Source organism: Massilia sp. YIM B02769 (assembly GCF_030411995.1).
GTDB lineage: Bacteria > Pseudomonadota > Gammaproteobacteria > Burkholderiales > Burkholderiaceae_D > Telluria.
In genome coordinates, this window is the sequence record NZ_JASNRC010000015.1 from 122,649 (window position 1) to 148,747 (window position 26,099).

Consider the following 26,099-nt stretch of genomic DNA (forward strand, 5'->3'; position numbering starts at 1 on the left):
CTGTCAGGGCGCCAGCGGCAGCGTGATCGCCACCTGCAGCCCGCCGCCTTCGCGGTTGCGCGCTTCAATCGTGCCGCCATGTGCATGCACGACCCGCTGCGCAATCGCCAGTCCGAGCCCATGGCCGTCGACATTGTTCTTGCTCGGGTTCGAGCGGAAGAAGGGCTCGAACACGGTTGGCAGATCGGCGTCGAGGATGCCCGGCCCGCGGTCCAGCACATCCACGTACACCTGCCGGCCGCGCGCATACAGGCGGATGTCGACCTGGCCGCCGGCGCCGCCGTGCTTGACGGCGTTGCGCACCACGTTCTCCACTGCGCGCCACAAGAGGTCGGGCGCGCCGCGCACATTCGCCACCAGTTCGCCGTCGATGTCGACTTCGATTGCCGGGCCATCGTCTCCGGCTTCGAAGCGCGCGTCCTGGGCGATGCCGTCGACCAGTTCCTGCATGTCGATGGCGTCGCTCTTCGGCAGGTCCGGGTTCGCTTCCAGGCGCGACAGCGTCAGGAGTTCGCCGACCAGCTTGTCCATGCGCACGCTCTCGCGTTCGATGCGTTCGAGCGAGGTGGCGATCTTGTCGGGCTGCTGGTGCGCGAGGCCGATCGCCGCCTGCAGGCGCGCCAGCGGCGAGCGCAGTTCGTGCGAGACGTCGTGCAGCAGGCGGCGCTGGCCATCCATCAGGGCACGCAGCTGGCCGCTCATGCGGTCGAAGTCGCGTCCGAGGTCGTTCAGTTCGTCGCCGCCGAGCCGGTCGCCATCGGTAAAGCGCGGCGACAGATCGCCGGCCGAGGCAGCCTCGAAGGCGCTGCGCAGCGCGCGGATCGGACGCGAGAAGTACCAGGCGAGGAGGGCGGCGAAGAACAGACTGACGATGATCGCGGCCAGCATCGGGATCGGCCTGCCCATCGGCGAGAATGGGCCGAAGGGGCCGCGCGGGCCGTCGCCGCGGCCGAAGCCGGAACGGTCGTCGGGACCACCCGGGCCATTCGGGCCGGGCATGCCGCCTGCGCGCGCTTCGCCCGGGCCGGGCGCGTCCATGCCGGCCGGCGGCCCTTCGGCGCCAGGGCCGGGGCCTGCCACTTGCGCCGCCGTGAGCGTATCGCCGGCGGCATTGCGGTACATGCGCGGCACGAACAGCAGCAATTGCTGGCCGTCGGGCGCCTTCAGCTGGCGCACCGGCCGGTAAGGACGCTCGGTGGCCAGTTCGCGGCGCGCCTGCTCGCGCATGCTTGGCGTGACTTCGCGCCCCAGCAGCTCGCGGCCGTCGCTGAACACCGCGTAGACCGAATGCCGTCCCTTCTGCGAGACGATTTCGCGCAGCGCCGGCACGCCGCCGTATTTCAACGCGATAGCGGCCGAATCGAGCATGAAGCCCGCCGGCGGCCCGGTTTCGATCAGGGTGATGGTATTCGACAGGCGCGCCTGCTCGCGCAGCCAGAAGACGCTGCCGATGCCGACGGCCGCCGCGACCTGGGCCAGCAGGATCGACAGGAAGAACTTCCAGAACAAACGTCCCGTAGGGCGGTCTGTGCGGCGTCCCATGCGTCGGCCGGCTTCAGTCGCGGATCAGCTGGTAGCCCAGACGGTAAACCGTCTGCAGCGGCGAGCGCCCGTCGTCGAGCGTGCCGAGCTTGTGGCGCAGGCTGCTCAGGTGGACGTCGATGTTCCGGTCGAAGCGCGCCAGCGGCCGTCCCAGGCCCTGCTCGGACAGTTCGTTCTTGCTGACCGGACGCCCGGCATGGCGCGCCAGCACTTCCAGCAGGTTGAATTCGGTGCTGGTCAGCTCGAGCGACTTGCTGTCCCAGGTGGCGCGGCGCTGCTCGGGCATCATGGTGAGCTTGCCGACCGAGAGCACGACGCCGGCGCCGGCGCCCGGCTGGGTGTCCTGGGTGCGGCGCAGGATGGCGCGCACGCGCGCCGTCAGTTCGCGCGGGGTGCAGGGCTTGGTGACGTAATCGTCGGCGCCGAGTTCCAGGCCGAGGATGCGGTCGGCGTCGTCGCCGCGGCCGGTCAGCATCAGCACCGGGATGCGGCTTTGCGCGCGGATGCGGCGCAGGGTGTCGATGCCGTTCAGGGCCGGCATCATGACGTCGAGGATGGCGATCGCATAGCGTCCGCTCAGGGCTTCGCGCGCGCCGTTCTCGCCGTCGTGGGCGCAGGCGACCGCGAAGCCCTCCTGCTCGAGGTATTCGGTAAACATGCCGACCAGCTCGGCGTCGTCGTCGATCAACAGTACATGGTTCATCCTCCGGATGATAGCAAAGCGGCCGTGACCCTGCGCGTGCGGCAGGCGTGCTTTTACCCAGCTTTACACCACGGCGGTCCGCACATGGGCCGCATGTTCCTTACGCCGTTTTACGCCGGCTTTACAGCGCTTTACAAGACCGCGCACCAGAATGGCGCCATTCGACACGCAATGGAGCACCACATGAGCATTCTCCGCACCGCGGCCGCCGCAGTCGCCGCCACCGTATTCGCCTCGGCCGCGCTGGCCGCACCCGCAGCGGACGCGCCGCCGCCCGGCGCGCCGGCAGCCGCCGACTTCGACGCCGGCGGTCCGGACTTCGACCGCGGCCCCGGCCCGCGCGGCCCGGGTCCCCATATCGGCGGCCCCGGCCTGCCTTTCCTGCGCGGGATCGACCTGAGCGAAGCCCAGGAAGACCGCCTGTTCGCCATCATGCATGCCCAGGCGCCGCAACTGCGCGAGCAGGAAAAGGCCGAGCGCAAGGCGCTCGAAGCCCTGGACGCGATGCGCGAATCGGGCCGCGTCGACGACGCCAAGGCAGCGGCGCAGGCCAGGGCACTCGGCCAGGCCATCGCCGCCCAGGAACTGCTGCGCGTGCGCACTGCCGCCCAGGTGATGGCCCTGCTCACGCCGCAGCAGAAGGAAGCCATCGAACGCCAGCGCGCACCACGTGACTAAGGAGACGGACATGAGCGAACACGATCATCACGGCGGCCTGGCCGCCGACATCGACCGGCTGCTGGGCGCGGCCACGAACCGGCGCCAGACCCTGCGCTGGCTGCTGGCCGGCGCCGCCTCGGTGCCGCTGGCCAGTTGCGGCGGGGGCGGAGACAGCGGCAGCAGCGCCGCCGATGGCACAGTCGCGAGCGGCAGCAGCGGCAGCGGCAGCACCGGTACCGGCAGCACGGGCACGGGCAGCGGCACCACGACCGGCAGCACCAGCTGCGCGGTGATTCCCGAGGAAACCGGCGGCCCCTACCCGGCCGACGGCACCAACAGCAGCAACGGCAAGGTGGCGAACGCGCTGGTCCTGTCGGGCATCGTGCGCAGCGATATCCGTTCCAGCATCGCCGGCGCGACGGGCGTGGCCCAGGGCGTGCCGCTGACGATCCGCCTGAAGATCGTGAATGTCGCCAGCAGCTGCGCGACCGTCACCGGCGCCACCGTCTACCTCTGGCACTGCGACCGCAACGGCAACTACTCGATGTACTCGAGCAGCATCAGCGCCGAGAACTACCTGCGCGGCGTGCAGGCGGCCGACGCCGATGGCTACGTCACCTTCCTCACCATCTTCCCCGGCTGCTACGACGGACGGATGCCGCACGTGCACTTCGAGGTGTATCCGACGCTGGCAAAGTCGACGGTCGCGTCGAACCGCATCAAGACCTCGCAGTTCACCTTCCCGCTCGCCACGCTGAACGAGGTGTACACCGCGACCGGTTACAGCACCAGCGTGCAGAACCTGTCGCGCATCAGCTATGCCACCGACAACGTGTTCAGCGACGGCACGTCGCTGCAGATGGCGACGATGAGCGGCGACATCGTCAACGGCTACGTCGCGGAACTGACTGTAGGGGTTTCCCTCTAAACGAGGAACGCACGGGACCTTGTCACATTACAATCGAAGCCTCATCCGTTTCGTGTGTCCCGTGCTCCATGACCAAACCCTTGCTTCATTTTTGCCACGGCAATAGCTTCCCGTCCGGTACGTATCGCCAATTGCTTGAAGGCCTGAGCGCGCATTACGACGTGCACAGCACCGACATGGTGGGGCACGATCCGCGTTATCCGGTGGGCGATGGCTGGAGCGGACTGGTGGACGAGCTGATCGGCGAGCTGGAGCGCTACGGTCAACCGGTCATCCTGGTCGGCCACTCGCTGGGCGGCATGCTGAGTACCATGGCCGCCGCGCGCCGGCCCGAGCTGGCGCAGTGCGTGGTGATGCTGGACTCGCCCGTGGTCGCCGGCTGGCGCGCCTTCCTCTGGCGTATCGTGAAGCTGCTGGGCAGGGGCACGAAGTTTTCGCCGGCGCGCTTTTCCGAGCGCCGCCGCAATGTCTGGCCGGACCGCGAAGCCGCCTACAAGCATTTCATCGCGAAAGATATTTTTGCCGCCTGGGCGCCGGGCGTGCTCGACGACTACCTGGACGTCGGCCTGAAGCCGCATCCCGAGGGCGTGCAGCTGCGCTTCGATCGCGCCGTTGAAACGCAAATCTACAACTCGCTGCCGCACCACATGGGCGAGGTCATCCGTCACGACTTTCCGGTGCCGGTCGGCTTTATCGGCGCCGACCGCTCCGAGGAACTGCGCCAGGCTGGACTGGAATCGACGCGCAAGCTGGTCGGGGCCAACTTCGTCATGACCGAGGGCAGCCACTTGTATCCGCTGGAGCAGCCGGCTCGCGCCGCGCAACTCACGCACGAGATGGTCAAGCGCTTGCTGGCCCAACGTGCTAGTCAAGCTGGCAACGAGAAGCAGGACCAGCGCGGCCTTTTCGCGTAAAATCGCGGGATTTTACGACCACCCTGAAAGAGCAGCATGGCAATCAAAAGCGATAAATGGATCCGCCGCATGGCGCAGGAAACCGGCATGATCGAGCCCTTCGAGCCGGGCCAGGTCCGCGAGGCCGACGGCCGCCGCATCATTTCCTACGGCACCTCGTCTTACGGCTACGACATCCGTTGCGCCGATGAGTTCAAGGTCTTCACCAACATCAACAGCACGATCGTCGATCCGAAGAACTTCGATGAGAAGTCGTTTGTCGACATCAAGAGCGATGTCTGCATCATCCCGCCGAACTCGTTCGCGCTGGCGCGCACCATGGAATACTTCCGCATTCCGCGCAATGTGCTGACCGTCTGCCTCGGCAAATCGACCTACGCGCGCTGCGGCATCATCGTCAACGTGACGCCGTTCGAACCTGAGTGGGAAGGCTATGTGACGCTGGAATTCTCGAACACGACGCCGCTGCCGGCCAAGATCTACGCGGGCGAAGGTTGTGCGCAGGTGCTGTTCTTCGAGTCGGATGAAGTTTGCGAAACGTCGTACAAGGACCGTGGCGGCAAGTACCAGGGGCAGCATGGCGTGACCTTGCCGAAGACCTGATACGGTTTTTGAAGACAGGCGCCTGAATTCGTATCATATTGCGACGAGGGTGCTTGCCTGGCTAACGCAGGGTGGGCCGGGCCGCGCTAGGCACCTGTGCCCACGCGGTCTCACCGTTTGCATGTAGGTGCAGGTGAAGAGGCCCGAACGGCAAGCGTCGACGATGTGTGCAAATGCTCCGGTACGCAGAAGTACCATACCGCGTGGGCACAGGTGCCCACCCTACGAAAAACATCGCCGCGCATCCCGTAGCGATTTCAGCGACAAAAAAAGAGGAGCCGGCGGCTCCTCTTTTCACATCAGGCTGTTATACCAATCAGTCCTGTCTCAGTCCTGCTTAACGCAATCCACGAAGTACCCCAGCTTGCCATCGATCTCGCGCTTGACTAGCCCGTGCACGTCGGTCTCGAAGCCCGGGAAGCGCTCGTTGAAGTCGCGTGCGAAGCGCAGGTAATCCACGATGGTCTTGTTGAAGCGCTCGCCCGGAATCAGGAGCGGAATGCCCGGCGGATAAGGCGTCAGCAGGATCGCGGTGGTGCGGCCTTCCAGGTCCTCGATGGCCACGCGCTCGATGTCGCGGCGCGCCATCTTGGCGAAGGCGTCCGACGGCTTCATCGCCGGCACCATGTCCGACAAATACATCTCGGTGGTCAGGCGCGCCACGTCGTACTGCTTGTAGAAGGTGTGGATCTGCGTGCACAGGTCGCGCAGGCCGCGGTCTTCGTAGCGTGGGTTCGCCGAGGCGAACTGCGGCATCACCTGCCACATCGGCTTGTTGCGGTCGTAGTCGTCCTTGAACTGCTGAAGCGCGGTCACCAGGGTGTTCCAGCGGCCCTTGGTGATCCCGATCGTGAACATGATGAAGAACGAGTACAGGCCGCACTTCTCGATGATGACGCCGTGCTCGGCCAAGTACTTGGTGACGATCGAGGCCGGGATGCCGGTGTCGCCGAACTTGCCGTCCAGGGACAGGCCCGGCGTGACGATGGTCGACTTGATCGGATCGAGCATGTTGAAGCCTTCGGCCAGGTTGCCGAAGCCGTGCCAGTCGTCGTCGGCGTGGATCATCCAGTCCTTCTGCTCGCCGATGCCTTCCTCGCCCTTGACGTCCGGGCCCCAGACCTTGAACCACCAGTCGTCGCCGTATTCGGCGTCGACCTTCTTCATGGCGCGCCGGAAGTCCAGCGCTTCCAGGATCGACTCTTCCACCAGCGCGGTGCCGCCCGGCGCTTCCATCATGGCGGCGGCGACGTCGCACGAGGCGATGATCGAGTACTGCGGCGAGGTCGAGGTGTGCATCAGGAAGGCTTCGTTGAAGGCGTCCTGGTCGAGCTTGACCGATTCCGATTCGCGCACCAGCACCTGCGAGGCCTGCGACAAACCGGCCAGCAGTTTATGGGTCGACTGGGTCGAGAAGATCATCGACTGCTTGGCGCGCGGGCGGTCGCGGCCGATCGCGTGCATGTTCTTGTAGAAGTCGTGGAAGGTCGCGTGCGGCAGCCAGGCTTCGTCGAAGTGCAGGGTGTCGATGCGGCCATCCAGCATCTCGCGCAGGACTTCCACGTTGTAGACCACGCCGTCGTAGGTCGACTGGGTGATGGTGAGGATGCGCGGCTTCTTGTCCTTGGCTTCGCGTGCGAACGGGTTGGCCTCGATCTTGCGGGCGATCGATTCGGGCGTGAACTCTTCCAGCGGAATCGGGCCGATGATGCCGAGGTTGTTCCGGGTCGGCATCAGGAACACGGGGATGGCGCCGCACATGATGATCGAGTGCAGGATCGACTTGTGGCAGTTACGGTCGACCACGACGATGTCGCCCGGGGCGACGGTCGAGTGCCAGACCATCTTGTTCGAAGTCGAGGTGCCGTTGGTCACGAAATAGCAGTGGTCGGCGCTGTAGATGCGCGCGGCGTTGCGCTCGGACTTGGCGACCGGACCCGTATGATCCAATAACTGGCCCAGTTCCTCGACCGCGTTGCAGACGTCGGCGCGCAGCATGTTCTCGCCGAAGAACTGGTGGAACATCTGGCCGACCGGCGACTTCAGGAAGGCGACGCCGCCCGAGTGGCCGGGGCAGTGCCACGAGTAGGAGCCGTCATAGGCGTAGTTCACCAGCGCGCGGAAGAAGGGCGGCGCCAGCGAATCGAGGTAGGCCTTGGCTTCGCGGATGATGTGGCGCGCGACGAATTCCGGCGTGTCCTCGAACATGTGGATGAAGCCGTGCAGCTCCTTCAGGATGTCGTTCGGGATGTGGCGCGAGGTGCGGGTCTCGCCGTAGATGTAGATCGGGATGTTCGAGTTCTTGTGACGGATCTCCTGCACGAAGGCGCGCAGGCGGGTCAGGGCGAAGTCGGTTTCCTCGAACGAGCCGCCGCCGAATTCCTCGTCGTCGATCGACAGCACGAAGGCCGAGGCGCGCGACTGCTGCTGGGCGAACTGCGACAGGTCGCCGTAGCTGGTCAGGCCCAGGACCTCCATGCCTTCTTTTTCCATCGCCGCGGCGAGCGCGCGAATGCCGAGACCGGACGTGTTCTCGGAACGGAAATCCTCGTCGATAATGACGATGGGGAAGCGAAATTTCATTGACAGCTCCAATGCGAAGCGCCGTGGGGGCAGCCGCGTCGGGTTGACGCGGCCCGCTCACACGGCACCGAAAAATAAGAAGCGGATTTTCGCAGAAAACCCGCTGTCCGGTGAACTTTTTTTGTTAGGGTAACCACATGCGCCGTGGGGCGGCGCACTCTAGCGGGCGGCAGCGCGGTTCAGCCGCAGTTCAGCCGCGTGTACGCCGTCCCAGGCCCTTCAGCAGCTCCACGCCGAGGATGGCGCCGAGGGCCGCGACGAAGGGCGCGGCCACCAGCGGCGTCGGCTCCACGTGCAGCCAGGCGAAGGCGCCGATGACGAGGCCGAAGGCGGCCACGGTGACGGTCGCGCCGAGCAGCCAGGTGCGGCGCGCCAGCAGCGCCACGGCCGCCAGCGAAATCGCGATCTGCTGCGCGACCGAGGCCAGCGACCACTGGCGGTGGCGGTGCAGCGCTTCCTCCGAGCGTGCGCTGAAGGCGGCCGACGAGGCTTCCCAGCGCTCGGCCTCGACCCGGATCTCGTCCTTCTCCTGCTGGTAGCGCAGCACCTCGGCGCGGTAATGCACGTGGTCGACGCCCGGCAGGTTGGTGGCCAGCTCCGCCAGGTTCTGCTTGTTCGACTTGGCCTGGTAATGGTTCCAGGCGTTGGCCGCGCTGGTCTTGTCGATGGCGGCGCTGTTCTTCAGCAGGGCCGCCTCGTTGTAGCTGCTGTTGCCGATGAAGCCGAACAGGGTGCCGATGGTGGCCAGGATCGCGATCAGCACCGCCACCTTGCCGGCAAAGCCGTCGCCGCCGCGGGAAGCCGGGGCCGGGAGGGTCGACATGCTCATGCCGGCTTCCTGCGTTCGTAGGTGACGAAGGCGTAGCCGTAGCCCTTGGCCTCGGAATGGTGTTCCTCGCGCGCGGTCTCAACCCAGACGGCGGGGTCGATGGCGGGGAAGAAGGTGTCGCAATCGAAGCTGTGGTCGATCTCGGTGACGATCATGCGGTCGGCCTTCTCCAGTGCCGCCGCGAAGATCTGGGCGCCGCCGATGATGCTGGCTTCGTCGCCTTGTACCTGCGCGATGGCCTCCTCCAGCGAGCTGACGGCGTCGACGCCCTCGTGGCGCCAGTCGGCGTTGCGGGTGACGACGATGTTCTGGCGGCCCGGGAGCGGGCGGCCGATCGAATCGAAGGTCTTGCGGCCCATGATGATCGGGCGGCCGAGCGTGACGCGTTTAAAGTGCGCCAGGTCTTCGGGCAGGTGCCAGGGCAGCTGGTTGTTGACGCCGATGCCACGCTGCGCGTCGATGGCGACGACCATGGTGAGGCGGGTCATGGGCTGACCGCCTGCGTCGTGGAGAGGGGAAAAAGGGCGCGCATGGTGTGATTCCTTGTTGCAATGCAATGAAGTCGGCAGATGGTGTCGCGACTTGGGCTGTCTGTCAAGATTTTGGAAGGAATGTGCGTGATTTCAGCCACTTGCATCGCTCGGGAAGCTGTGCGCGCTCGGCACGTTGATTGCTGCCCCATGGAACGCTTGCTGTCTTACCGAGGGGAGCAGGCCATGGGGAAAAAGGCGATCAAGGCGGCCGGCCGCGCGCAGGTGTTCAAGCAGGCAAGCGAAGCAGAGGTCCTTTACGTGGTCGTGTTCGTCCAGCTGTTCGTTGCCGCAGCCGCGGTCTTTTTCCCGGAGTTGCTGACGTTCGACGGCGCCTGGCTGGTGGTGCCGGGATTTTGCGTCGGCACGGTTGCGTTGTACTTCCTGTGCTATTTCCAGCAGGTCGTCATCGAAGGCAGCTTCGTCCAGGTCAGGAGTACCGCCACGTTCTTTCGCTGGGGCCATTTCGATGTGGGCGACGTCCAGGGGTACGACGCCTGTCCGTGGCCAGCGACGCGGAGGTCCAGGCTTTCATCGTTTCGTTCAAGCCGGCGCAAGAACGCTCCTGGAAGCGGATCCGCCTCGTGGCCAGCACGAGTGCAGGTGAGAACAAAGGTATCGATGCGCCTGTCATGCTTGCGTTCATGCGCGCCGTGACCTGCGTACAGCCGGATATCAAGGTCGAGAACCTGCCGCCGGGTTATCGCGGCGCGCTGGCGCCGCCGCCGCCACTTCCTGCGCCGCCTGCGCCGCCCAGCCGCGGCAAGACACGCAAGCGCAAGCAGGCTGCCGCGGCGGATCGGGCAAACAGGGACCGCCGCTCCAAAGTGAAGCTGTGAGCGGTCGTCAGACGCTCACATGCGATCGAACAGGCCGCTGCCGTCCCAGCGCGGCAAGGTGACGGTCGTGCGAGCCGGGACGGCCTTGGCTGCATGGTCTGCGCCGAGTCTGGCCAGCAAGCGCGGGAAGGCGCGGCAGTAGCTGGACTGGATCCCCGCCACCCGGGCCAGGCGGGCGTAATCGATGACGTGGCCAGGCGGCACCGCATCCAGCACCGTCATCACCCGTTCGCGCCAGTCGTCGGACCAGGCCGGCAGGCGCTCGTCCAGCTGCATGATCGTGTCGCCCGCAACGACAGTGCCACTTGCGATCACGCGTGCCAGCATCCCGCGCCGGCTTCCCAACGCAGCGGCCAGGCCGCGGCGCTGGAGGTCGAGCTGGCCGCAGGCCTCGCACTGGAACATCAAACGGATGCGTACTGCATCGCCAAGCTGGAGAACCGTGCCGGAAGTGAGACTGGCCGTATCGACATCGAGCAGCAAATTCTCGCGCAGCGCGTGCGCAGGAAGATCGAATGCCTCGTAAGCCGAGGCGCTGGCAAGCAGCAGCTGGCGCGGCGAAAACGAGTCCGCATGGATATCGTCAGCTAGTCCGACACCCCCGACAGCGAAGGCCCGTTCGACGCGGATCGGCGTTGCAGCGTGGCGTGCTCGGACCCAGAGTCCGCAAATGGCACCGAGCTCAACAGCGCCGTGGGTCAGGAAAGGCGAAAGACGGTTGCCGTCATGTGAGCCGGGATTGTGGTGGAGTGGGCGCATTAACGAAACTGTCTCTCAGCAACTTGCCATGCTTCAGAGGCGGATCGCAATCGTGTGAATGGAAGAAGGGACAATCTGTTCCGAGTACAGTTGGGTCCCTTTAGGCGACGCGAGTTCGTTATAAATCAGCCCAGCGCCGAGCGCTCTTATTTTTCCAACGAGTTCAGGCGAATCAGCCGGAAAATCAATGCGTCTTACATTCATCGGCGTCGGCCTGAAATGCCGAATCATGGTCGCTTCGATCGCTTCGACGACGTCCGGGAACGGCAGCACAGGAGGTTCAAGTTCCGATGGACGGTAGAGGACGATGGAAATCGACCGGCGGCTAGGTCGTCGATTTTGATTGGCGAGCAATTTCTGAAGCTTCTCATGACCTTCTCCCAGTCGATCTGGCGCTTCGCGGGCTTCGGCTTTGGCAATGCCGATATATTCCACTTTTAGCGGAATGAGGGGCGCATTTTCGGCATATAAAGTGAGGAAGGATAGATCGCATACGTGTATATTCGGTCCGAAGCCGCGCTTGATGAACGCGAAGGAATCCGGATACAGGCCATAGGTAGCGCTCTTTACCTCATCGATTGACAAGTAGGGCAAACGAAATACTACTTCATGTCTGCTGACTTCGCCGGGCATGAGCTCGAGCTCGAGCATTGCCGAGAAGTGATCGCTGGACAGAAGGCGAACCGAGTCAGGGATGACCTCGGGTCGCGTATGGGACGTAAGGCAGTAAATCCGAAATTTGCCGAACTCGCCTTCGAGGAATAATCTGTGATCGTTTGAGACCTGAATGACTTTGAGTTCGTCGAGCATGCCCTTTTCTCGACCAAACTCTTCGATATACGAAGGATCGAGCAGAGTTGCAGGGCCGGATTCAAAACAAAGTATTCTGGACATGATTATCCTCGGCAGTTGCGTCCTATTAAACCATTCTTTCCGGATCGGTCGCTAGCGACTATCCGACGCGCATTGATAGTCTAGATAGATGTCGGCGTACAGGCGTGCCCAAGCTACTCAGACCGCGACCGGTGCCTTGATACCCGCGTGCGAATGGTAATCGACGACCTCGAAGTCCTCGAAGCGGTAATCGAACAGCGAATCCGGCTTGCGCTTGATGACCAGCTTCGGCAGCGGCAGCGGCTCGCGCGAGAGCTGCAATTCGGCCTGCTCGAGGTGGTTCGAATACAGGTGGCAGTCGCCGCCGGTCCAGACGAAGTCGCCCACCTCCAGGCCGGCCTGCTGGGCCATCATGTGGGTCAGCAGCGCGTACGAGGCGATGTTGAAGGGTACGCCCAGGAAGATGTCGGCGCTGCGCTGGTACAGCTGGCAGGACAGCTTGCCGTCGGCGACGTAGAACTGGAACAGCGCGTGGCAGGGCGGCAGCTTCATCTGCGGGATGTCGGCCACGTTCCAGGCCGAGACAATCATGCGGCGCGAGTCCGGGGTGGTCTTGATCTGCTCCATCACCTGGGCGATCTGGTCGATGTGCTCGCCGTTCGGCGCCGGCCAGTTGCGCCACTGGTAGCCGTAGATCGGACCGAGGTCGCCGTTGGCGTCGGCCCATTCGTCCCAGATCGAGACGCCGTTGTCCTTCAGGTAGGCGATGTTGGTCGAACCCTGGAGGAACCAGATCAGTTCATGGATGATGGACTTCAGGTGCACCTTCTTGGTGGTCACCAGCGGAAAGCCTTCCTGCAGGTCGAAGCGCATCTGGTGGCCGAACACGGACAGGGTGCCGGTGCCGGTGCGGTCGGTTTTATGGGCGCCGTGCTCTTTCACATGGCGCATGAAGTCGAGGTATTGGCGCATCGCGATCCTTCAGGAGAAAACCCGGCATTGTAACTTATACAGGCGTACGCAGCTCCGCCGCCAGCAAGCCCAGGGCGCCGACGATTTTGTCGTCCGCGGTATTGAGCAGATTATCGCCGACATACAGCTCGAAGTAGCTGGTGTCGGGCAGCACGCCGTGGTTGATGCGGTTGAACAGCCAGATGCCGTGGCGTTCGGCGAGCGTGTCGCGGGTGGCGAGGGCGCGTTCGCGGCTCACCGGCAGGTGCAGGTGCAGCATGTTGGCGGCCGGCCGTGCCGGGTTCACGCGGATCTCGGGATGCGCACGCAGGGCTTCGTACAGGAACTCGGTGCGCTTGAAATAAGCTGGCATGGCGGCCAGGCACTCGTCGAACCCCATCGCGGCGGCCACGATGTAGGGGGAGCGGTGGATGACGTTGCCGCCCTGGCGCCGGAACCACTCGGCGGCACGGGCGACGAAGGCCTGGCTGCCGGCCAGCATGGCGCCACCCAGGCCGCCGATGCCCTTGTACAGCGACACATACACCGAATCGAAACCGGCGGCGATCGCGTCGACCGGCTTGCCGTAGCCGGCGGCCGTCTCCCACAAACGGGCGCCGTCCATGTGCAGGTGGATGCCGCGCGCCCGGCAGTGCGCCTTGATCGCTTCGAGCCCGTCCCAGGCCGGCACCTGGCCGCCGATCTCGCGCATCGGCAGCTCCAGTCCGACGGCGGCCAGGCGGTCGGGAATCGCTTCCAGGTCGTTCACCGTGAAGGGGCGGTGGCGGTCGCCGACCTGCAGGGCGTCGAAGTGGCCGAGCAGCTGGTAGTTGGAACGTTCGTGCACGAAGATGTGCGAGGTCGGATGCAGGGCCACCGGGGCGTTGGCGCGGTCCATGCTGGCCAGGCGCAGGGCGGTGACCTGGGTCATGGTGCCGCTGATGCAGAACACGGCGGCCTCGAAGCCGAGCAGGGCGGCGATTTTCTTTTCGAAGGAGTCGATCAGGGCGCCGCTGCCGTAGACGTCGTGCTCGACGTCGTTGGCCTCGCACCAGGCGGCCATGGCGGCGTAGGTCTCGGCTGGGGTGCGGGCGCGGTGGCCGGGGAAGACGGTATGGCAGCGGCGGATCAGGTCGGCGTCGGTCAAGATGGGCTCCAGGACAAGGACCGCCAGTGTATATCGTAGGGTGGGGACTTGTCCCCACCGGTTGCGTCGGTTGAATAATCCCGATGAAGATTGAGACCGCGCCCGATAATGGCCAACGACGCGAAGTGGCATATCCGGTGGGGACGAGTCCCCACCCTACCAAATCAAGCGCGCGTCAGTGCGGGCCGTTTCGCGGGCGCCGGCAGCGCATCGTTGCCCGCATTCCCATCCAGCCGGAACGCACGCACCGCGCGCGCCAGCTGCGCCGCCTGGTCCTGCATCGCCTGCGCCGCTGCACTGGCTTCCTCGACCAGCGCCGCGTTGCGCTGGGTCGATTCGTCCATTTCGCCGATCGCCAGGTTCACCTGCTCGATGCCGCTGCTCTGCTCGGCGCTGGCGGCGCTGATGTCGGCCATGATGTCGGTCACGCGGCCGACGCTGGCCAGCACCTCGTGCATGGTGGCGCCGGCTTCGCCGACCAGCTTGCTGCCGGCTTCGACGTCGCCGCTAGAGGCGGCGATCAGGGCCTTGATTTCCTTGGCCGCCGCGGCGCTGCGCTGGGCCAGGTTGCGCACTTCGTTGGCGACGACCGCGAAACCGCGGCCCTGTTCGCCGGCGCGTGCCGCTTCCACCGCCGCGTTCAGCGCCAGGATATTGGTCTGGAAGGCGATGCCGTCGATGACGCCGGTGATGTCGCCGATCTTGCGCGAGGACTGGTTGATCGATTCCATCTTGTCGACCACCTGGGCCACGATGCTGCCGCCTTTCTCGGCCACCGCCGAAGCGTTCACGGCCAGCTGGTTGGCCTGGCGCGCGTGGTCGGCGTTCTGGCGCACGGTCTCGGTCAGTTCGCCCATCGACGACGCGGTGGTCGCCAGGCTGGCCGCCTGTTCCTCGGTGCGCGAGCACAGGTCGAGGTTGCCGGTCGAGATTTCCTGCGAGGCGTTGGCGATCTGCTCGGCGCCGTCGCGCACGTTGCCGACCACGCTGGACAAATTGCGGCTGATGCCGTTCATGGCATCGGTCAGGCGGCCGATTTCGTCGCTGCCGCGGCTGGCGATGGTCACCGTCAGGTCGCCCTCGGCGATGCGCACGGCGGCGTCGCGCACTTCGGCCAGCGGACGGGTGACCGCCTTGCGCACGAAGGCGTACAGCGCTGCGGCGAATGCGGCCAGCGCGACGAGGCCGAAGGCGATGTAGCGGTTGCGCAGCGAGGTGGCTTCGGCCGTGATCTCGTCGCGGTAGGTGCCGCCGGCGATCACCCAGTTCCAGTCCTGGAACCAGGTGTAGACGGCGAATTTCTCGCGGCTCGCCGTTTCGTCCGGATTCTTCCATTCATAGCTGATCTTGCCGTTCTTCTTGTCCAGCATGTCCTTCACGAACAGGCTGCCATCGGCGGCCTGGCGGTCGAGGATATTCTTGCCTTCGGCGGTCGGGTGCACGATCAGGTCGCCCAGGGCCTTGCCCGGTGCGGCGTTCAGCACGTAGAAGTAGCCGGTCTCGCCGACCTTGGCCGAGCGGATGCGTTCCTTCAGGGCAGCCAGGTCCTTGCTGATGTCGATGCCGACGTAGAGCGCGCCCACCACCTTGCCGGCGGCGTCGCGCACCGGTTGGTACTGGGTGATGAACTGCTTGCCGAACAGCGTGGCCAGGCCGACGTAGACCTTGCCGTCGCGCAGGGCGGCGTAGGCCGGCGTGCTGCGGTCGAGCTGGGTGCCGACGGCACGCTCGCCGTTTTCCTTTTTCACCGAGGTGCTGACGCGGACGAAGTCCTCGCCGTTCGCGGCGAAGATGGTGGCGTTGCCGCCGGTTTCGGTCGAAAAGCGGTCGGGCGCGGTGAAGTCCAGGTTCAGCGCCTTGCCGTCGTGCTTCAGGGTCGGCACGGCCTTGCCGCCGATGTCCACGGTGTCATTGGCGTCGAGTTCGAATGGGCCCGTGAAGCCGGCGGCGAACACGCGGCCGAAGCTCACCGCCTCGCTGGAGACCGTCTTGTGGAACAGCGAGACGGTGGACACCAGGCCGTCGAGCTCGGTCGAGACGCTACGCGAGGCGCGTTCCTCGAGCAGGGACGATGTGGTGGCGCTGATGGTCAGGACCAGGGCGCCGATGATGGCGCCGACCAGCGCGAACGTGAAGGCGCTGATCTTGGAGCCGACGCTCCAGTTGGCAAGGTGGAATGTAGTTTTGGACATATCGGGAGAAATGAGGGAAATACCGGTTTCTGCCCGAATCATAACTGGGGGTTATTCCCTATCGCAACGAAAGTTGCCTAAATTCAGTAAATATGCTGCTTCGCGACAACGTATTGTGTATTTACTGTACATGGATGTGATGAAATTGTAGCGCGGCCAAGTTGGCATAGATGCCGCCTTGTGCCACCAGCGATGCATGGGTGCCGGTCTCGACCACACGTCCGTCTTCCATCACCACGATGCGGTCGGCCCGCTGCACGGTGGCCAGGCGGTGCGCGATGATGATGGTGGTGCGCCCGACCATCGCCGCTTCCAGCGCCCCCTGCACCAGGCGTTCCGATTCCGCATCCAGTGCACTGGTCGCTTCGTCGAGCAGCAGAAGCGGCGGGTTCTTCAGCAGGGCGCGCGCGATGGCGATGCGCTGGCGCTGGCCGCCCGACAGGCGCACGCCGCGCTCGCCCAGGAAGGAGCGGTAGCCCTGCGGCAGGCGCTCGATGAACTCGTGGGCGGCGGCCAGTTTCGCCACTGCGATCACTTCCTCGTCGCTCGCTTCCGGACGGCCGTAGCGGATGTTTTCCATCGCGTCGGCCGAGAAGATCACCGTGTCCTGGGGCACGATGCCGATGGCGCCGCGCAGGGTGTGCAGGTCGAGGTCGCGGATGTCCACGCCATCCAGGGTGATGGCGCCGGCCTGCGGATCGTAGTAGCGCAGCAGCAGCTGGAACAGGGTGGTCTTGCCGGCGCCCGACGGGCCAACCACGGCCACTGTCTCGCCGGGTTTGATGTCGAGCGAGACGTGCGACAGGGCGGCGCTGTCCTGGCGCGACGGGTAGGCGAAGGTCACGTCCTGCAGGGCGAGTGCCGCACCACGATCAGCGCCCGTGCTGCGCTGGGGCAGCGGCTGCGGATGCGCCGGGTTGCGGATGTCGGAGCGTGCGGCCAGCAGTTCCAGCAGGCGTTCGGTGGCGCCGGCCGCGCGCTGGGCTTCGCCCATGGTTTCCGACAGCGCGCCGATCGAGCCGGCCACGATCGAGGCGTACAGGATGAACTGCCCCAGTTCGCCGCCGGTCATGTCGCCGTTCAGGACGGCGTGCGCGCCCAGCCACAGCACGAAAACGATGGTGCCGAACACCAGCACGATGGCCAGCATGGTCAGGAGCGAACGGGCGCGGATGCGCTGCATCGCGGCGGCAAAGGCGCCTTCGACCGAGCCGCCGAAACGCTGCGCCTCGATCTTTTCGTGGGTGTAGGCCTGCACGGTCGGCATGGCGTTCAGGATTTCGCCGGCCAGGGCCGAGGCGTCGGCGATGCGGTCCTGCGAATCGCGCGAGAGTTTACGGACGCGGCGCCCGAACAGCACGATCGGCACGATCACCGCGATCAGCAGGCCGAAGATGATGGCGGTCAGCTTCGCATCCGTCACGAACAGCATCACCAGGCCGCCCACGAACAGCAACACGTTGCGCAGGGCGACCGAGATGCTGGTGCCGACCACGGCCTGGATCAGCGTGGTGTCGGTGGTCAGGCGCGACAGCACTTCGCCGGTCTGGGTGGTTTCGAAGAATTCCGGGCTCTGGTGCACGACGTGGCTGTAGACGGCGCTGCGGATGTCGGCGGTCACGCGCTCGCCCAGCCAGGAAACCATATAGAAGCGCGCGGCGGTGGCGATGCCGAGCACGGTGGCCACGCCGAACAGGGCCAGGAAGGTAGCGTCCACGTTCCTGATGCTGTGCGCGCCGGCCGCGGCGCCGAAGCCGAGGTCGATCATCTGCTTGAAGGCGGCGGGAATCGCGAGCGTGGCGCCGGCCGCGAACAGCAGGGCCACGCCGGCCAATACGAACTGGCGGCGGTAGGGGCGCAGGAAGGGGAACAGGCCCTTGAAGGCGGCGAGGCTGCCCTTGGCGGGCGCGGAGGAGGTGTTCGGGGTGGTGCCTGGGGCGGACTTGGTCGCAGGGTTCGTCATTGTGTTGCTTGTTGTTGTTCTGTCTGGTGTCATCAATTTATAGCTTCATGTCGCGCAGGTAGCCGGTCATCTCCAGGTAGCCGTGCCCGGCCGGTACGCCGTCGCGCGCGACCGTCACCGCGCCTTCCCAGTAAACGGCGCCGGTCGAGCGGCGCGAATCGAGTTCCTGGTCCTGCTGCAGGGGCGTGACCTGCCAGCGCGTGGCGCCCGTGGTGATCGTGGTGGCAACCGGGTATTCGGCGTTCGTGCGCGGCGACTTCCAGCGCGCCGTCGGAGCAAAGTTCACCTGTTCCGGCGCGTAGCGGGTAATTGTACCGGCGCGGTCGCGCACGGTGGCGTGCGACCATAGTTTACCACCTCGCCTGGCCCTGATCTGGAAAGCCATCAGCGCCGAGCCGTCGTCTAGATTCGCCGCGACCCAGTCCCAGCCGCTGGCTTCGGGTTGCAGGGCTTCGCTCGACCATTCGTGATCGAACCAGGCGCTGCCCGTGACCGCGCCCGCCGCGCCCGGGCGCCCGGCGTTGCCCGTCACGCGCAGCTGCGGATGGCTGTAGTAGTAACTTGCGTGCTGCGCCGCCGGCCCCTTGCGCGAATAGCCGCCTTCGCCCTGCACCAGCACCGCCTGGGTCGGCGTCAAGGTCAGGTCCAGGCTCATTTCGCCGGACTGCACGGTCACGCGGTAGCTGCCGTCGGGCGCGCGCTGCATGCGCCAGTCGTCGAGCTTGACATCGAGATCGCCGCTCCTGGCCCAGGCCAGGCCGAAGCCTTCGCGCGCGCTGCGCTGGTCGTGCGCCAGGCGGCCCAGCGCCGGGTCGGACAGTGCGGCATGGCCGATCACCAGCTGGTGCGGCGCGAATGCGCTCGGGTTGGCGGTGTCGTGTTCGGTGCGGCTGCGAAAGAAGGTAACCTGGAAGCCGAGCGGCTTGCCATCGGCCTTTTTCAGCCAGCCGGTGACGTACCACCACTCGGTGCGAAAGTCCGGGTGGGCGCCATAATCCGCCGGGAAGACCATTGGCCGGCCCGGCGTGACCGGCGCGAAGTTCGGCGGCGCGGCCAGGGCAAGCCCGCCCGCCAGCATCCACAGCAGTAGAATAAAACGCATTACCAATCCTCCCTCACGGCGCGCACCGGCCCGCCGGACAAGGCATAGCGCCCCGACACCAGCGCCGTGGCCACCGAGGCGCCGACCAGCACCGCGGCGACGGTCGCCAGCAAGCCCCAGGGCAGGTGCAGCTGCATGGTCCAGTGGAAGGATTGCGGATTCACGACGAATACCAGGATCAGGCTGATCACCAGGCCGAGGGCGAAGCCGCAGGCCACGCCGAGCGTGGTCAGCAAGCCGCCCTCGCAGGCCAGGATGCCCAGCACCTGGCCGCGCGTCACGCCGACATGGCGCAGCATGCCGAACTCGCGTGCCCGCGCCAGGGTCTGGGCCGAGAAGGTGGCGGCGACGCCGGACAATCCAATCACAATGGCGATCGCCTCAAGTAAATAGGTGACCGCGAAGCTGCGGTCGAAGATCTGCAAACTGGCGGCGCGGATGTCGCCCGGCCGCGCCAGTTGCAGCGCCGGCCCGAATGGCAGGGCGCGCAGGGCCTTTTCGACGCGCTCGGCCGCCGCTTCGCTTCCCGCATAGATGGCGGCATCGGTCACGGCCGTCTCGCCGGTCAGCGCGCGGTAGTCGGCAAGGCGGATCACCACCGATCCCGACTGGTTGGCATAGTCGCGCCAGACGCCGGCGATGAAGAAGGGCGCCGGCTTGCCGCCCAGCGGCAGTGCAATCGTCTGGCCGACACGTGCCCCATACAGGTCGAGCATGGCTTCCGAGACCCAGGCGGGACGCGCGTTGGGAGGGATCGGGCTCGATGCGCCGACCAGGAACAGCAGGCGGCCCGGGTCCGCCGCGTCGATGTCGCGCGCGATCAGCACCACGTCCGGCCGGTCGGCCAGCAGCGAGACCGGCCGCGTGCGCAGGAACTGCACTTGCCCGATGCCGGGCGTGGCCCGGATCGCGGCCTGCTCGTCCGGCCCCAGCGAGCCGGTGCTGCCGCCGGCGGCCGTGCGCACGTACAGGTCGGCTGGCAGGATGTGGCGCATCCAGTCGTCGACCGAGACGCGGAAGCTGGCCACCATGATCCCCATCGCCACCATCAAACTGAAGCTGGCCAGCACGCCGCCCAGGGCAATCGAGGCCTGGCCCGGCGCATTCGCCAGGCGCGACATCGTCAGGGCCAGCACCGGCGGCGGCGTCGACCGCGCCAGCAGCGGCCGGTTCAGCAGGCGGAATACGGTCGCGGCCAGGCGCGGCATCAGGCCGATGCCGCCGATCAGCAGCAGCGCAATCGCCAGGTAGCCGAACAGCGGCAGCTCGAACACGGGCGGGGCAAAGGCGAACAGCGCCGCCAGCGCCAGGCAGATCGCCGACGGCCAGACCCGCGCCAGGCGCGCCAGCGCGGCTTCGTCGTTGCCGGACTTGAGCGCCACCGCCGGCCTGGCGCGCGCGGCATCGATGGCCGGCACCAGGCAGCCGAGCAGGGCCACGCCCAGGCCCAGCGCAAAAAAGACACATGCCGCCACCGGGGTGAACACCACCTGCGGCTTCACACCCGGGAAGTAGCCGGCGCCAAGGTCGCCGCCGAAGAAGCGCAAGGCCAGGGCCGCCAGGACGTAACCGGCCAGTACGCCGAGCAGGGCGCCGACCACGCCCAGGCTGGCGCCTTCGACCAGCACCTGGCGCAGCAGCTGGCGCCGCTCCACGCCCAGCACGCGCAGCAGCGCGAACTGGCTGCGCCGCCGCATCACCGACAGCGCCTGGGTCGAGAACACCAGGAAGGCGCCGGTGAACAGCGCCACCAGGGCCAGCACCGTCAAATTGACGCGGTAGGCGCGGCTGAGGTTATTGTTGCGGCTTTCCTGGTCGCTGTCGTTCGGCTGCTGGATCCGGAAACGCCCCGGGAAGTCGCGTTCCAGGTCGCGCCCCAGGCGCGCTTCGAACTCGGCGCGGTTCACGCCGTCGCGCAGTTTCAGGTCGACGCGCGACAGCTTGCCGATCTGGCCGAAGCGCCACTGGGCGGCGCCGATGTCCATCACGGCGATGCGCTGGCCGGGACGGGCGCGCTGTACCGGACCGGCCACGCGCAGGGTGAAGTCGCGGGTGCCGGCGCGCAGCGTGAGCGATGCGCCGTCGCGCAGGTTCAGCCAGCTCTGCGCGGCGGGCGACAGGAACACGGTGTCGTCGGCCAGCAGGTCGGCGCCGCGGCCCTCGCTTGGGACGCCGAGCAGGTCGGGCGCGATGTAGCCGGCGCGCAGCGGGTCGATGCCGACGATGCGCAGCGCGCCCCTGGCGGACGGCACGGCGGCCTGGATGTCGAGTACCGGCGAGGCCAATGCCACGCCCTCGTATTCGGCCAGGCGCGGGTAGACGGCTTCGTCGAACAGGGCTTCGCGGCCCAGCACCTGGATATCGGCCTGGCCGGACAGGCTCTTGATGGCGGCCGAGAATTCGTTAAAGGCGGCGGCATTGATCAGGTGGATGGCGAAACCCATGGCCACGCCGACTGCGATCGCGGCAATCGCCAGCAGGGCGCGCACCGGATGCGCGCGCCATTCGCCGAACAGCAGCCAGCGCGACAGGACGGGAGACAGGAGAGTTAAGCCGGACATTCCACCGCCAGGGCCTCCGCCTGCCGCTGCGCCTTCTGGCGCGCTGCCGCCACGGCGTCGCCACGGGCGCGGCCCAGGTCTTCCTCGACCCACTTCTGCTTCAGGCGCAGGCGGTCGCATTTCTGCTTCTGGGTTTGATAAGCCTTGGCGGCGCGCTGGCGTTCGCGTTCCTCGCGCAGTTCGTCGGCGGCGCGGGTCTTTTCCATCGCGAGCAGGCGCAACTTGTTGCTTGCCAGTTTCTCGGCCGCCGCCGGGTCGACCGGCGGTGCGGCCTGGACTGCCAGTTCCGTGCCGGAACCACCGGCGCAGGGCTGGTCGCCATAGGCAATCTTGCCGCCGACGTTGCACTTGTAGATCGTGCCTGCGAACCCATTTGGTGCAGCTAAAAAAGCCACCGCGCACGCCGCTATTGCTGCCATGAACTTCGTCATCGATGCGCTCCCCGTCTCAAAGAATTTTGCCAGGGTTCATAATGCCGAGCGGGTCGAGGGCAGCTTTGATGGCACGCATCATGTCCAGTTCGACAACATCCTTGTAGCGTTTCAGCTCCTCGCGCTTCAGGGCGCCGATGCCGTGCTCGGCGGAAATCGAGCCGTCGAAGGCGGCCACGCTGTCGTGCACGATGCGGTTGATGGCGTCCTGGTTGGCCAGGAAAGCCTCGTGCGAGACGCCTGCCATCGGCGCCACGTTGTAGTGCAGGTTGCCGTCGCCGAGGTGGCCGAAGCAGACCACCTGGCAGCCCGGGAAATTGTCCGCCAGTTGACGGTCGGTGCTGGCGATGAAGTCGGCGATGCGCGAGATCGGCAGCGAGACGTCGTGCTTGATGTTCTTGCCCTCCGCGGCCTGGGCCAGCGGGATGTGTTCGCGCAGCTGCCACAAACCGGCCGACTGGGCGCCGGAGGTGGCCACCACCGCATCGTCGGCCAGCCCCTGTTCGAGCGCCGTTTCGATGGCGGATTCCAGCAGCCCCACCGCATGCGCCTCGGATTCGCTGCTCGACACTTCCAGCAGCGCGTACTGCGCATGCGTGCCGGCGAAGGGGCGCGGCAGGTGCGGGAAGTGGGCGCCGACCAGGCGCAGGCAAAAGTCCGACATCAGTTCGTAGGCGGTGAGGCTGGAGCCGCACACGTCCTGCATCAGCGACAGCAGGCCGAGCGCGCGTTCGGGCGAGGCCATCGCCACCAGGGCCGTGGTCGCCGCCTTCGGTTGCGGATACAGCTTCAGGACGGCGGCCGTGACGATGCCGAGCGTGCCTTCGGCGCCGACAAACAAGTCGCGCAGCGCGTAGCCGGTATTGTCCTTGCGCAGGCCGCGCAGGCCGTCCCAAATACGTCCCTGGGGCATGACCACTTCCAGGCCCAGGCAGAGGTCGCGGGTATTGCCGTAGCGCAGCACCGCGGTGCCGCCGGCATTCGTCGACAGGTTGCCGCCGATGGTGCAGCTGCCTTCGGCCGCCAGCGAGAGCGGGAACAGCAGGCCGGCCTCGCTTGCTGCGTCCTGGATCTGCTGCAGGATGCAGCCGGCCTGGACGGTAATGGTGCGGTTGATGGTGTCGACGGCAAGGATGCGGTTCAGGCGCCGCAGCGAGATCACCACGGCGTCGCCGCTGGCGTCGGGCACGCTGCCCAGCACCAGGCCGGTGCGTCCGCCCTGGGGCACGATCGGCACGCGGTGCTCGGCGCAGGCCTGCACCAGCTGCGCCACCTCGTCGCGATCGCCGGGCAGCAGCACGGCGCGGGCGCGGCCGGTGAAGCGGCCGCGCCAGTCGGTGAGGTAGGGCGCGGTGTCGTGCGCTTCGGTCAGTACCCGCGACGCGCCGCTGATTGCGCGGCAGCGCGCGAGGAAATCCTCAGTCATGCGGTACTTTCACCTTGTCGAGCAGTTCCTTGGCCATGCGCTGCGCGGCCTTTTTATAGGGACGCAGGTAGAGCAGGGCGCAGGCGAAGTACACGCAGACCAGCACGATCTCGCCGATCGCCATGATGCGCGAGGCTTCGAGTTCGTCGCTCCAGGCCCGCACCGCGCCTTCGGCGAAGTAGACCAGGATGACCATCGACGACCATTGCAGCGTGTACAGGTCGCGCTTGATGACGCCGCGCAGCGGCACCAGCAGAGGCAGCGCCTTGAGCGCCAGCAGCGAGCCGCCCGGGTGCAGCGGGGCGACCCAGATTTCCCAGGCTACCAGCCAGCCGATCAGCCAGATCAGGCTTGCGATGGCGCCGATATGAAAGATCCTTGGGGTGTGCATCAGCGTGGTCCGTGCAGTGGTGGTTGCGAGGATGCCTGCAGTTTGGCGGCGGCTTCGGCCAGACGCCGGCCCTGGGCGATCGCCAGGCGCTTTTCGTCTTCGGTGATGGCCTTGTCGCCGTCGATCCCGGCCCAGTGGGTGGCGCCATAGGGGCTGCCGCCGCTGGCGGTGTTCATCAGTTCCGGATGCGCGTAGGGCAGGCCCATGATCAGCATGCCGTGGTGCAGCAGCGGGATCATCATCGACAGCAGTGTCGCTTCCTGGCCGCCGTGCAGGCTGCCGGTGGAGGTGAACACGGCCGCCGGCTTGCCGGAGAGCGTGCCGGCCAGCCATTCGGCCGCGGTACCGTCCAGGAAGTACTTCATGGCAGCCGCCATGTTTCCGAAGCGGGTGGGCGAACCCAGGGCCAGGCCGGCGCACTCGTGCAGGTCCTGCAGTTCGACGTAGGGCGCGCCGCCGGCCGGGATGTCGGGTTCGACGGCCTCGGATACCGTCGACACCGCGGGCACGGTGCGCAGGCGCGCCTCGGCCCCGGGGACGGACTCGATCCCCTGGGCGATGAGCTCGGCAAGTTTACGGGTGGCGCCATGGCGCGAGTAGTACAAAACGAGAATAGTCAGGGGGCTAGGGTTCATCGTTGGTATTATAGGATGCTTTGCTGAAATGACATGCTCCCTGGCGTGTGAAAAAATCCTCTACGACAGTGCCGTGCTCCGCGCCGTACGAGGAAACCAAAACGACAATATGCTTTCCAAAACCGTCCACTCGATTTCGCGTTCCACCAGCGACATGTTCAACGTCGGCGCCGAGCGNNNGCGTGCGCGCCCTGACGCTGCCCGAGGCGCGCGACCTGGTGCGCTTTGCACGGCGCCGCCTGCGCGAGGAAAGGCTGCCGCAAGTGGCAGGCAGCCTCACCTTTACCACCACGCTCGCCCTGGTCCCTTTGCTGACGATCGTACTGGCCATTTTTACCACGTTTCCGATTTTCGGTCAGCTCCGCACGGCCATCGAAACCTACTTCGCCCAGGCCCTGATGCCGAAGGCTATTTCCAACACGATCATCTCGAACCTGACGCAGTTCGCCAGCAAGGCCAAGGGCCTGTCGGCGCTGGGCGCGGTCGCGCTGCTGATCACCTCGACCGCGATGATCGGCATGATCGAGCGCGTCTTCAACCAGATCTGGCGCGTACGCCAGCCGCGCCCGCTGATGCAGCGCATGCTGATCTACTGGGCGCTGATCACGCTCGGGCCGCTGCTGTTCGGCCTGTCGATCACCGTCACCTCGCAACTGTTCACGGCCACCGACGGCATCACGCGCGCGGTGCCGCTGGTCGGCTCGCTGGTTGCCAGCCTGTTCTCGACCCTGGCCTCGCTGGCGCTGACCACGGGCGCCTACACGCTGCTGTACATGGCCGTGCCGAACCGCTACGTCAACTGGCGCGATGCACTGTGGGGCGCGCTGGCGGCGGCAATCGCCTTCGAGCTGGCCAAGCGCCTGTTCGCCCTGTTCATCCGCCAGTTCCCGGCCTACGCCATCATCTACGGCGCCCTGGCCGCGCTGCCGCTGTTCCTGGTCTGGATCTACCTGTCCTGGCTGATCACCCTGGTCGGCGCCGTGGTGGCCTCGGCGCTGCCGGTGGTGAAATACGAGCGCTGGTGGCACGTGCCGGCGCCGGGCGGCGCCTTTGTCGATGCGATGGCGGTGCTGAAGGTGCTGCACGGCGGCGCCCATGCGACCGGCTCGGCGCTGGTGTCGAGCGCGGCGATCCGCGCGCATACGCGCATCGGCTACGACGAACTGGGCCTGCTGCTCGAGCAGATGGTGACGGCCGGCTGGGTCGGACGGGTGCAGTCCGAGGTGCCGGCACACACGCAATGGGGCCGCACCGTGCGCGCCGGGCAGGACGACTGGGTGCTGCTGGCCGATCCGGACAAGCTAAAGGTGGCGGATGTGTACCGGCTGTTCGTATTCGGCGGGGCGAGCGCCGGGCTGACGGCGGCGGTGCCGGCGCTTGGGTCGCCGCTGGCACTGGATACGGCAAGTTTGGCGCGCAGTGTCGAGACGGCGGTGGAGCAGGGGCTGGATCGGACGGTGGGGGAGTACTTCGAAACCAGGTAGCGCGGTTCAGGACGAAACGTTGACCGTATCTATGGACTCCACCCGTTTTGCAAGAAGAGGATTGAATTTTTGCCTTTAGGTAGAGTTGCGTG

The 26,099-nt window shown here is 66.2% G+C and carries 24 protein-coding genes; 7 read left to right on the forward strand and 17 right to left on the reverse strand.

Annotated elements, in window-relative coordinates; genetic code table 11:
• Positions 1-3: 3 nt before the first annotated feature.
• Positions 4-1,542: a cell wall metabolism sensor histidine kinase WalK gene (locus QPK31_RS22325; RefSeq protein WP_290425087.1), complete on the reverse strand. Its 1,539-nt coding sequence runs from the start codon at positions 1,540-1,542 to the stop codon at positions 4-6.
• 13 nt (positions 1,543-1,555) lie between these two features.
• Positions 1,556-2,245: a response regulator transcription factor gene (locus tag QPK31_RS22330; protein WP_290425088.1), complete on the reverse strand. Its 690-nt coding sequence runs from the start codon at positions 2,243-2,245 to the stop codon at positions 1,556-1,558.
• A gap of 183 nt (positions 2,246-2,428) precedes the next feature.
• Between QPK31_RS22330 and QPK31_RS22335 the strand changes: the two genes are divergently transcribed.
• The 4 genes from QPK31_RS22335 (at position 2,429) to dcd (ending at position 5,350) form a co-directional block, all read left to right on the forward strand.
• Complete coding sequence (locus QPK31_RS22335) at positions 2,429-2,923, forward strand: Spy/CpxP family protein refolding chaperone (protein ID WP_290425089.1); 495 nt, start codon at positions 2,429-2,431, stop codon at positions 2,921-2,923.
• Positions 2,924-2,933: 10 nt separating this feature from the next.
• A complete protein-coding gene (locus QPK31_RS22340; RefSeq protein ID WP_290425090.1) occupies positions 2,934-3,833 on the forward strand; it encodes an intradiol ring-cleavage dioxygenase in 900 nt (299 codons plus the stop codon).
• 68 nt (positions 3,834-3,901) lie between these two features.
• Positions 3,902-4,747: an alpha/beta fold hydrolase gene (locus QPK31_RS22345; RefSeq protein ID WP_290425091.1), complete on the forward strand. Its 846-nt coding sequence runs from the start codon at positions 3,902-3,904 to the stop codon at positions 4,745-4,747.
• A gap of 36 nt (positions 4,748-4,783) precedes the next feature.
• Positions 4,784-5,350 carry a dCTP deaminase gene (dcd, locus tag QPK31_RS22350; protein WP_229435443.1) on the forward strand — a complete coding sequence of 189 codons (567 nt, stop codon included), beginning with the start codon at positions 4,784-4,786 and terminating at the stop codon, positions 5,348-5,350.
• A gap of 327 nt (positions 5,351-5,677) precedes the next feature.
• Here the strand turns inward: dcd and QPK31_RS22355 are convergent, their stop codons facing one another.
• From QPK31_RS22355 to QPK31_RS22365, 3 genes are all read right to left on the reverse strand, one after another.
• Positions 5,678-7,933, reverse strand: coding sequence for an arginine/lysine/ornithine decarboxylase (locus QPK31_RS22355; protein ID WP_290425092.1), 2,256 nt, complete (start codon positions 7,931-7,933; stop codon positions 5,678-5,680).
• Positions 7,934-8,123: 190 nt separating this feature from the next.
• Positions 8,124-8,762, reverse strand: a complete 639-nt coding sequence (locus tag QPK31_RS22360) for a DUF4337 domain-containing protein (RefSeq protein WP_290425093.1) — start codon at positions 8,760-8,762, stop codon at positions 8,124-8,126.
• Entirely contained in the window at positions 8,759-9,250 is a 492-nt protein-coding gene (locus QPK31_RS22365) for a dihydrofolate reductase (RefSeq protein WP_290425094.1), read from the reverse strand. Before QPK31_RS22365 ends, QPK31_RS22360 begins: the two co-directional genes overlap by 4 nt.
• A gap of 192 nt (positions 9,251-9,442) precedes the next feature.
• Between QPK31_RS22365 and QPK31_RS22370 the strand changes: the two genes are divergently transcribed.
• The gene (locus tag QPK31_RS22370; protein ID WP_290425095.1) at positions 9,443-9,949 is read left to right on the forward strand and encodes a hypothetical protein; all 507 of its coding nucleotides are present in this window, start codon (positions 9,443-9,445) and stop codon (positions 9,947-9,949) included.
• Complete coding sequence (locus QPK31_RS22375; protein ID WP_290425096.1) at positions 9,925-10,131, forward strand: hypothetical protein; 207 nt, start codon at positions 9,925-9,927, stop codon at positions 10,129-10,131. Before QPK31_RS22370 ends, QPK31_RS22375 begins: the two co-directional genes overlap by 25 nt.
• 15 nt (positions 10,132-10,146) lie before the next feature.
• Here QPK31_RS22375 and QPK31_RS22380 read toward each other — a convergent pair whose 3' ends face one another.
• From QPK31_RS22380 to wrbA, 12 genes are all read right to left on the reverse strand, one after another.
• Positions 10,147-10,890, reverse strand: a complete 744-nt coding sequence (locus QPK31_RS22380) for an MOSC domain-containing protein (protein ID WP_290425097.1) — start codon at positions 10,888-10,890, stop codon at positions 10,147-10,149.
• 33 nt (positions 10,891-10,923) lie between these two features.
• Positions 10,924-11,784: a hypothetical protein gene (locus QPK31_RS22385; RefSeq protein WP_290425098.1), complete on the reverse strand. Its 861-nt coding sequence runs from the start codon at positions 11,782-11,784 to the stop codon at positions 10,924-10,926.
• A gap of 117 nt (positions 11,785-11,901) precedes the next feature.
• Entirely contained in the window at positions 11,902-12,696 is a 795-nt protein-coding gene (thyA, locus tag QPK31_RS22390; RefSeq protein ID WP_290425099.1) for a thymidylate synthase, read from the reverse strand.
• A 34-nt stretch (positions 12,697-12,730) separates the two neighbouring features.
• Positions 12,731-13,822, reverse strand: coding sequence for a low specificity L-threonine aldolase (locus QPK31_RS22395; protein WP_290425100.1), 1,092 nt, complete (start codon positions 13,820-13,822; stop codon positions 12,731-12,733).
• 164 nt (positions 13,823-13,986) lie between these two features.
• The gene (locus tag QPK31_RS22400; protein WP_290425101.1) at positions 13,987-16,014 is read right to left on the reverse strand and encodes a methyl-accepting chemotaxis protein; all 2,028 of its coding nucleotides are present in this window, start codon (positions 16,012-16,014) and stop codon (positions 13,987-13,989) included.
• A gap of 121 nt (positions 16,015-16,135) precedes the next feature.
• Positions 16,136-17,977: an ABC transporter transmembrane domain-containing protein gene (locus tag QPK31_RS22405; protein ID WP_290425102.1), complete on the reverse strand. Its 1,842-nt coding sequence runs from the start codon at positions 17,975-17,977 to the stop codon at positions 16,136-16,138.
• 37 nt (positions 17,978-18,014) lie between these two features.
• Complete coding sequence (locus tag QPK31_RS22410) at positions 18,015-19,079, reverse strand: carotenoid 1,2-hydratase (RefSeq protein WP_290425103.1); 1,065 nt, start codon at positions 19,077-19,079, stop codon at positions 18,015-18,017.
• A complete protein-coding gene (locus tag QPK31_RS22415) occupies positions 19,079-21,640 on the reverse strand; it encodes an FtsX-like permease family protein (RefSeq protein ID WP_290425104.1) in 2,562 nt (853 codons plus the stop codon). The genes QPK31_RS22410 and QPK31_RS22415 overlap by 1 nt, the downstream gene beginning before the upstream one ends.
• On the reverse strand, positions 21,628-22,035 hold the full coding sequence (locus QPK31_RS22420) for a DUF4124 domain-containing protein (protein ID WP_290425105.1): 408 nt from the start codon (positions 22,033-22,035) through the stop codon (positions 21,628-21,630). Before QPK31_RS22420 ends, QPK31_RS22415 begins: the two co-directional genes overlap by 13 nt.
• A 52-nt stretch (positions 22,036-22,087) precedes the next feature.
• The gene (locus QPK31_RS22425; RefSeq protein WP_290425106.1) at positions 22,088-23,497 is read right to left on the reverse strand and encodes an FAD-binding oxidoreductase; all 1,410 of its coding nucleotides are present in this window, start codon (positions 23,495-23,497) and stop codon (positions 22,088-22,090) included.
• On the reverse strand, positions 23,490-23,888 hold the full coding sequence (locus tag QPK31_RS22430; protein ID WP_290425107.1) for a DUF2069 domain-containing protein: 399 nt from the start codon (positions 23,886-23,888) through the stop codon (positions 23,490-23,492). Before QPK31_RS22430 ends, QPK31_RS22425 begins: the two co-directional genes overlap by 8 nt.
• Positions 23,888-24,523, reverse strand: coding sequence for an NAD(P)H:quinone oxidoreductase (gene wrbA / locus QPK31_RS22435; RefSeq protein ID WP_290425108.1), 636 nt, complete (start codon positions 24,521-24,523; stop codon positions 23,888-23,890). The genes QPK31_RS22430 and wrbA overlap by 1 nt, the downstream gene beginning before the upstream one ends.
• A gap of 182 nt (positions 24,524-24,705) precedes the next feature.
• On the opposite strand from wrbA, the gene QPK31_RS22440 reads away from it, so the two are divergent.
• The gene (locus QPK31_RS22440) at positions 24,706-26,007 is read left to right on the forward strand and encodes a YihY family inner membrane protein (protein WP_290425109.1); all 1,302 of its coding nucleotides are present in this window, start codon (positions 24,706-24,708) and stop codon (positions 26,005-26,007) included.
• Positions 26,008-26,099 lie beyond the last annotated feature (92 nt).